This is a genomic window from Streptomyces sp. (assembly GCF_050698815.1).
Lineage (GTDB): Bacteria > Actinomycetota > Actinomycetes > Streptomycetales > Streptomycetaceae > Streptomyces.
Genome location: NZ_JBOHCV010000604.1, coordinates 21,869 through 28,342, shown reverse-complemented (window position 1 = coordinate 28,342; position 6,474 = coordinate 21,869). Strand labels below are relative to the sequence as shown.

Annotated in this window: 8 protein-coding genes; all 8 read left to right on the top strand. The window is 69.3% G+C overall.

The features are described from left to right. On the top strand, positions 1-957 hold a 957-nt coding region (locus ACRDP3_RS21885), incomplete at its 5' end, for a proteasome accessory factor PafA2 family protein (protein WP_431518690.1). A gap of 86 nt (positions 958-1,043) precedes the next feature. Beyond that, entirely contained in the window at positions 1,044-2,000 is a 957-nt protein-coding gene (locus tag ACRDP3_RS21880) for an FKBP-type peptidyl-prolyl cis-trans isomerase (RefSeq protein ID WP_431518689.1), read from the top strand. Positions 2,001-2,062: 62 nt separating this feature from the next. Further along, positions 2,063-2,437: an FKBP-type peptidyl-prolyl cis-trans isomerase gene (locus ACRDP3_RS21875; protein WP_431518688.1), complete on the top strand. Its 375-nt coding sequence runs from the start codon at positions 2,063-2,065 to the stop codon at positions 2,435-2,437. Between the two features lie 150 nt (positions 2,438-2,587). Then, positions 2,588-3,562 (top strand): helix-turn-helix transcriptional regulator, encoded by a 975-nt coding sequence (locus ACRDP3_RS21870; protein WP_431518687.1) that lies wholly within the window; start codon positions 2,588-2,590, stop codon positions 3,560-3,562. 16 nt (positions 3,563-3,578) lie between these two features. Continuing rightward, positions 3,579-4,541 (top strand): helix-turn-helix transcriptional regulator, encoded by a 963-nt coding sequence (locus ACRDP3_RS21865; RefSeq protein ID WP_431518686.1) that lies wholly within the window; start codon positions 3,579-3,581, stop codon positions 4,539-4,541. Between the two features lie 89 nt (positions 4,542-4,630). After that, positions 4,631-4,885, top strand: a complete 255-nt coding sequence (locus ACRDP3_RS21860) for a hypothetical protein (protein WP_431518685.1) — start codon at positions 4,631-4,633, stop codon at positions 4,883-4,885. A gap of 245 nt (positions 4,886-5,130) precedes the next feature. After that, positions 5,131-5,415, top strand: coding sequence for a Sec-independent protein translocase subunit TatA (gene tatA / locus ACRDP3_RS21855; RefSeq protein ID WP_431518684.1), 285 nt, complete (start codon positions 5,131-5,133; stop codon positions 5,413-5,415). A gap of 73 nt (positions 5,416-5,488) precedes the next feature. Beyond that, entirely contained in the window at positions 5,489-6,469 is a 981-nt protein-coding gene (tatC, locus tag ACRDP3_RS21850; RefSeq protein ID WP_431518683.1) for a twin-arginine translocase subunit TatC, read from the top strand. The last annotated feature ends 5 nt before the right edge of the window (positions 6,470-6,474 follow it).

Genomic DNA, 6,474 nt, shown 5'->3' with positions numbered 1-6,474 from the left:
CGGCTGGCGGACGTACTCATCCCGTTCCTCGTCACCCGGCAGCTGGTGTGCGGTGCGGGCAAGGTCCTGCAGACGCCGCGCGGTGCGGTCTTCTGCGTCAGCCAGCGCGCCGAGCACATCTGGGAGGGCGTCAGCTCCGCGACGACCCGCTCCCGCCCCATCATCAACACCCGGGACGAACCGCACGCCGACGCCGAACGCTACCGCCGTCTGCATGTCATCGTCGGCGACTCCAACATGTCCGAGACGACCATGCTGCTCAAGGTCGGTGCCACCGATCTCGTGCTGCGCATGATCGAGGCGGGCACCGTGATGCGCGACCTGACCCTGGAGAACCCGATCCGGGCCATTCGCGAGGTCAGCCATGACATCACCGGGCAGCGGAAGGTCCGGCTCGCCAGCGGCCGCGAGGCGTCCGCGCTGGAGGTGCAGCAGGAGTACTACGAGAAGGCACTGGACTTCTGCGAGCGCCGCGGCATCCGCACGGGCCGGGTCGAGCGGGTGCTGGAGCTGTGGGGCCGCGCCCTGGACTCCATCCGCGCCCAGGAGCTCGACAAGATCAACACTGAGATCGACTGGGTGATGAAGTACCAGCTGATCGAGCGGTACCGGGCCAAGAACAACATCACGATGTCGCACCCCCGGGTCGCGCAGATAGATCTCGCGTACCACGACATCCACCGCCGCCGCGGCCTCTACTACCTGCTGGAGCGGAACGGGCAGGCGGCCCGTATCTGCAACGACCTGAAGATCTTCGAGGGCAAGTCGGTCCCGCCGCAGACCACTCGCGCGCGGCTGCGCGGTGACTTCATCAGGCGGGCGCAGGAACAGCGCCGTGACTTCACCGTCGACTGGGTCCATCTCAAGCTGAACGACCAGGCGCAGCGCACCGTGCTGTGCAAGGACCCCTTCCGGTCGGTCGACGAAAGGGTGGAGAAACTGATCGCCGGCATGTGAGTGGTGTCGGCGGTGGCGGGGATGGCCGGGTGGGGTCGTAGGGTTGCCCCGACCGCCCGGACATCCCTAGACCGCGAGTTGGACACATGCTGCAGACTCCCGGGGGGACGACCCCCCGCCTCACGAAGACTTCCGCGCGCCGCCTCGCCACGGCGCTGGCCGTGCCCCTTCTGATCGCCTCCGCCACCGCCTGTGGCAGCGAGGACGGTTCGGAGAACGGAGCCGTCCCGTCCGTCACCGGCGCGACGGACAAGAAGCCCAAGGTGGCCAAGGGGGAGGGCAAGCCGCCCAAGGAGCTGAAGGTCAAGGTCCTCAAGGAGGGCAGCGGCAAGAAGGTCCAAAAGGGCGATTCGCTCAACGCGAATTACCACGGCCAGCTGTGGAACGGCAAGGAGTTCGACAGCAGCTGGAAGCGCGGTCAGCCCGCCACCTTCCAGATCGGCACCGGCAAGGTCATCAAGGGCTGGGACGAGGCCCTGGTGGGCAAGAAGCTCGGCAGCCGTGTCGAGATGGTCGTGCCCCCCTCGAAGGCTTACGGCAAGAGGGGCCAGCCCCCGACGATCCCGGCGAACGCCACCCTGGTCTTCGTCGTGGACATGGAGAAGGTGCTGCCGAGCAAGATCGACGGCAAGCCGGTGAAGGGCGACCACAACCCTGAACTGCCCAAGGTCAGCACCAAGGTGGAGAAGGACAAGGCCCCCGAGGTCACGATGCCCAAGGGCGTGGAGAAGGCCCCGGACAAGCTGCTTGAGGAGACCGTCGTCAAGGGCGACGGCAAGAAGGTCAAGAAGGACAGCACCGTCCTGACCAACTTCACGGCCAAGATGTGGAAGGGCGGCAAGCAGCTCGACGACACCTGGCGCCAGGGCGGCCCGCAGGAGATCCCCGTCGACAAGATCCCGGGCTGGGCCGAGGCCCTCGAGGGGAAGAAGGCCGGCAGCCGGGTGGTGATCTCCGTACCGTCCAGCGAGTTCCCGAAGAAGCAGCGCAAGCAGTTCGGGTCCGGCGTCGTCTTCTCGGTGGACGTGCTGAGCGTCAAGTGAGGTCCGCGCGGCGTGAAAGACTGACGCGGTTGTCCGAATGATTCGTTGGTAGGAGCCATTTCGTGAGCATCGACAAGCCCGAGGTCGACTTCCCCGAGGGCGAGCCGCCGGCCGACCTGGAATCCGTCGACCTCTGGGAGGGTGACGGACCCGAGGCGAAGGCCGGCGACAACGTCTCCGTCCACTACGTGGGCGTCTCGTTCTCCAGCGGTGAGGAGTTCGACGCCAGCTGGAACCGTGGCAAGCCGCTGCAGTTCCAGCTCGGCGCCGGTCAGGTCATCCCCGGCTGGGACCGCGGCGTGCAGGGCATGAAGGTCGGCGGTCGCCGGCGGCTGACCATTCCGGCCCACCTCGCCTATGGCGAGCAGGGCGCCGGCGGCGGTCGTATCAAGCCGAACGAGACCCTGATCTTCGTCTGCGACCTGGTCTCCGTCTGAGCCGCACGGACAGGCCCTGAGTACCGGGCGCTCCGAGGACCCCGCCCAGCGGTGGGGTCCTCGGTATTGCTTTTGCGACGCAGGCGGCGAGCGGTACGGTCGGTTGCCGAGAAGCGCACAGAGCAGCACAAGAGAGGCACGAGGGAGCCCATGGCGATCGCCAAGGCCGAGCGGCTGATGAATCTGGCGCTGTGCCTGCTGGGAACCCGGCGCCCACTGACCAAGCGCGAGCTGCGCACCTCCATCGAGGCGTACCTCGAAGCGGGCAGCGACGACTCCTTCAACAGGATGTTCGAGCGCGACAAGGACGATCTGCGCGAACTCGGTCTGGTCATCGACACGGTGGAGGGCCTGGACGGCGACGTGGGCTACCGTGCCCAGCACGACAGCAACCGGCTGCCGCCCATCGTCCTGGACACCGAGGAGGCCACCGCACTGGGCCTGGCCGCCCGGGTCTGGCAGCAGGCCCGCCTCGCGGGAGCCGCCAGCGGAGCGCTGCAGAAGCTGCACGCCGCAGGCGGCATGCCGCAGCAGTACGACGGGGTGCAGGGCGCGGAAACCGCGCAGCCGCACAGCACGCTGGAGCCCTACATTCCCGCCCGCGAGGCCGCGTTCGAGCCGCTCATGCTCGCCTGCCGGGACCGCCGTCCCGTCGTCTTCGACTACCGCAAGTCCAACGCCGCCCGCCCCGAGCGCCGTCAGGTCGAGCCCTGGACGCTGGAGTGCTGGCGAGGTCACTGGTATCTGGCGGGCTTCGACGGCGACCGGCAGGCCGAACGCGTCTTCCGCCTCTCCCGCATCACCGGTCCCGTGCGCTCCCGGGCCGCGGCCTTCACCGCGCCGGTACCGGACCAGGTCACCGTGCGGGAGACCGTCGAGCGCTGGGCGGGGGAGAGTGCGTCGGGCACCGCGCGCATCCGGCTGCGTCCCGGAGCCGGCTACCCGCTGCGTGCCCGGGCCCTGGAGGTGCGGGAGCTGGCGGACGGCTGGACGGAGCTGGAGATCCCCTACGGGCACGGACTGGACGCCTGGCTCGTGGAGTTCGGCCCGGACGTGCTGGTGCTGGAACCCGCCGAACTGCGGGCTGAAGTGGTCGACCGGCTGCGCGCCGTCGCCAAGGTCTGAGGGGAAAGCGGACACCGTGGCATCGAACGCCGTCGACCAGACCCGCCGGATGCTGTCGCTGGTCACGTATCTCCGCGACCGCCCCGGCGCCCGTATCGACGACGTGGCCCGTGCCTTCGGCATCACGGCCGACGAGCTGATCTCCGACCTCGGCGTGCTGCCGATGTGCGGCACCAGTTTCCGCGGCGGCGATCTGCTGGAGATCGACACCGACGGCGAGCGCATCTGGTGGCGGAACGCCGACGCCCTGGGCAGCGACACGGCGCAGCCGCTCCGGCTGGCCTCCGACGAGGCCACGGCGCTGCTGGTGGCCGCCCGCGCGGTGGCCACCCTGCCCGGGCTGCGGGAGAGCGACCGGGACGCGCTGCTGCGCGCCACCGCCAAGCTGGAGGCCGCGGCGGGGGAGAACGCCGGTGCCAGCTCCCGCCTGTCGGTCACCTTCGAGTCGGAGGGCGGGGTCTTCGCGGATGTGGACCGCGCCATCGCCGAGCGGCGCCGGATCTGGCTGCGCTACTACTCACCGGCGCGCGATGAGCTGACCGAGCGTGAGGTCGACCCGATCCGGCTCTTCGCCGTCGGCCACACCTACGTCGAGGCGTGGTGCCGTCTGTCGGAGGCGCGCCGCACCTTCCGGCTCGACAGGGTCGCCGAGATCCGGATCCTGGACGAGGCCGCCGATCCGCCGCCGATGGAGCTGCGTGACCTGAGTGCGGGACTGGTGCAGCCCGCGGCGGAGGACCCCGAGGTCGTCATCGAGGTCGGTCCGGGCGGGCGCTGGGTCGCCGAGTACTACCCGTACGACAGCGCCGAGGAGCTGCCCGACGGAGGGCTGCGCGTCGTGCTGCGCACACCGGACCCCGCATCGCTGCGCCGGCTGGCCCTGCGGCTGGGCCGCGACGGCCGGATCGTGGCACCGCGCGAGCTGGCCGAGAGCGCGCGCGAGGCGGCCCGGCTGGCGCTGGCGGCATACGGAGAGTGAGCCGGCCACGGGAACGGCCCGGTCCTACCGGCCGTACCCGGTTCCGGCCGCGCGGAGTCCGATGCCGGGAGGGGCACTAGGCTCTGCGCATGCTCTGGCCCATGTTCTTCCTCGTGCTCGCCTTCTGCGGAATCGCCGTTCTCGGCGTCCTGGCCGTTCGGGTCGGGCTCGAGGTGCGCCGCTTCTCCCGGGCCGTCGGGGACGGCTCGGAGCGCATCACCCGCGCCGCCGAGGATCTGGAGCGGGCCGCGTTGCCGCTCGCCGGACGGGCGGGTGTGACGGATGCCGCCCGCGATGCGGTCCGCCACCCGGGGGTACGGCCGGGCGGCGGCGACCGGCCATGATGCGGGAGCGGGGCTGACGCGCACTGCCTGGCCCGTACCGTCGAGCGGTACGCTGCACAGTGCCGCGTCCGCGGTGGGTGGTGACAGCTCTGGTTGTCGGCGAGGAAGCGTGGAGTGCGCGAAGGCATTGCCCGTCGTTCACCCCTCAGGGTTACGATCGCTGGCAGCACATGGCTTCACGCAGCCCGTCCGATTCACACGGCAGGCAAGGACATACGCCGGCCCCGGCGAGAAGGTAGTGGCACATGATCGGCAATCTGAAGCCCCTGGAGATCGTTCTGATCGTCCTGGTCATCCTGCTGCTGTTCGGCGCCAAGAAGCTTCCGGACATGGCTCGTTCGCTGGGCAAGTCGGCCCGTATCCTCAAGAGCGAGGCCAAGCAGATGAAGAAGGAGGGCGGCGACGACGCCGATGCCGGATCCTCCGCCGATGCCCAGCAGGCACCGCGCACCATCCAGGCGTCGCCCGGTGACGTGGCGAGTTCCCGGCCGGTCACCGAGCCCACGAGTCAGCAGAAGAACCAGTCCTGAGGCTGTCGCCGAGTAATCTGACGCTTCAGAACATTTCTTGCACTTCCGACACTTCAGACAATGAGGACGTGGGTTGCTCAAGTCGGCCCGTAATGAGGGCAAGAAGCAGAAGGAGCGGGACCCCGAGGGGCGGATGCCCCTCGCGGAACATCTGCGGGAGCTGCGCAACCGTCTGATGAAGGCGGTGCTGGCGATCCTCGTCGTCACCATCGTGGCGATGATCTACTACAAGCCCATCGCCGGCTTCCTCACCGACCCGGTGCGCGAATCCGTCGGCTGCACGGAGGGCTTCGGGCGGGCTGCCAAGGACGGTGAGACGTGCGCCGAAATCACCATCAACGGCCTGATCGCCCCCTTCACGATCATGCTCAAGGTGGCGCTCACCGTCGGTGTGGTCGCCGCCTCCCCGGTCTGGCTCCACCAGTTGTGGGCCTTCCTCGCGCCCGGCCTGCACCGCCACGAGAAGAAGTACGCGCGCGGCTTCGTCGGCGCCGGTGTGCCGCTCTTCCTCTGCGGCGCGTACCTCGCCTACCTCATCCTGCCCAAGGCGGCGGCGACCCTCCTGGACTTCAGCCCGGACGGCACGGGCAACCTGATCCCGCTGGACGACTTCCTCGACATCGTCACCCGGCTCGTGGTCGTCTTCGGGCTCGCCTTCGAACTTCCGCTGCTGCTGGTCATGCTCAACTTCACCGGCATCCTCGGCGGCAAGCAGCTGTTGGGCTGGTGGCGGATCATGGTGCTCTGCATCACAGTCTTTTCCGCTGTCGCCACCCCCACCGGTGACCCCCTGACGATGGTCGCGCTCGCCGCGCCCATCGTGCTGCTCTACTTCGGCGCCGTCGCCATCTGCCTGTTCAACGACCGCCGCCGGGCCCGGAAAGACCCCTACGCGGCCCTGGACGACGACGAGGCGTCCGAGCTGGACAGCCCCGACGCGCTCGACGAAGGCGGCGGGACCGTACCGGCCCCCCGCGCGCTGCCCGAGGGCAAGGGCATCACGAGGGGCAAAGGCGGATCTTCTCGGTCCGACGGTTTCGGCGACGCCACCTGAGCGGA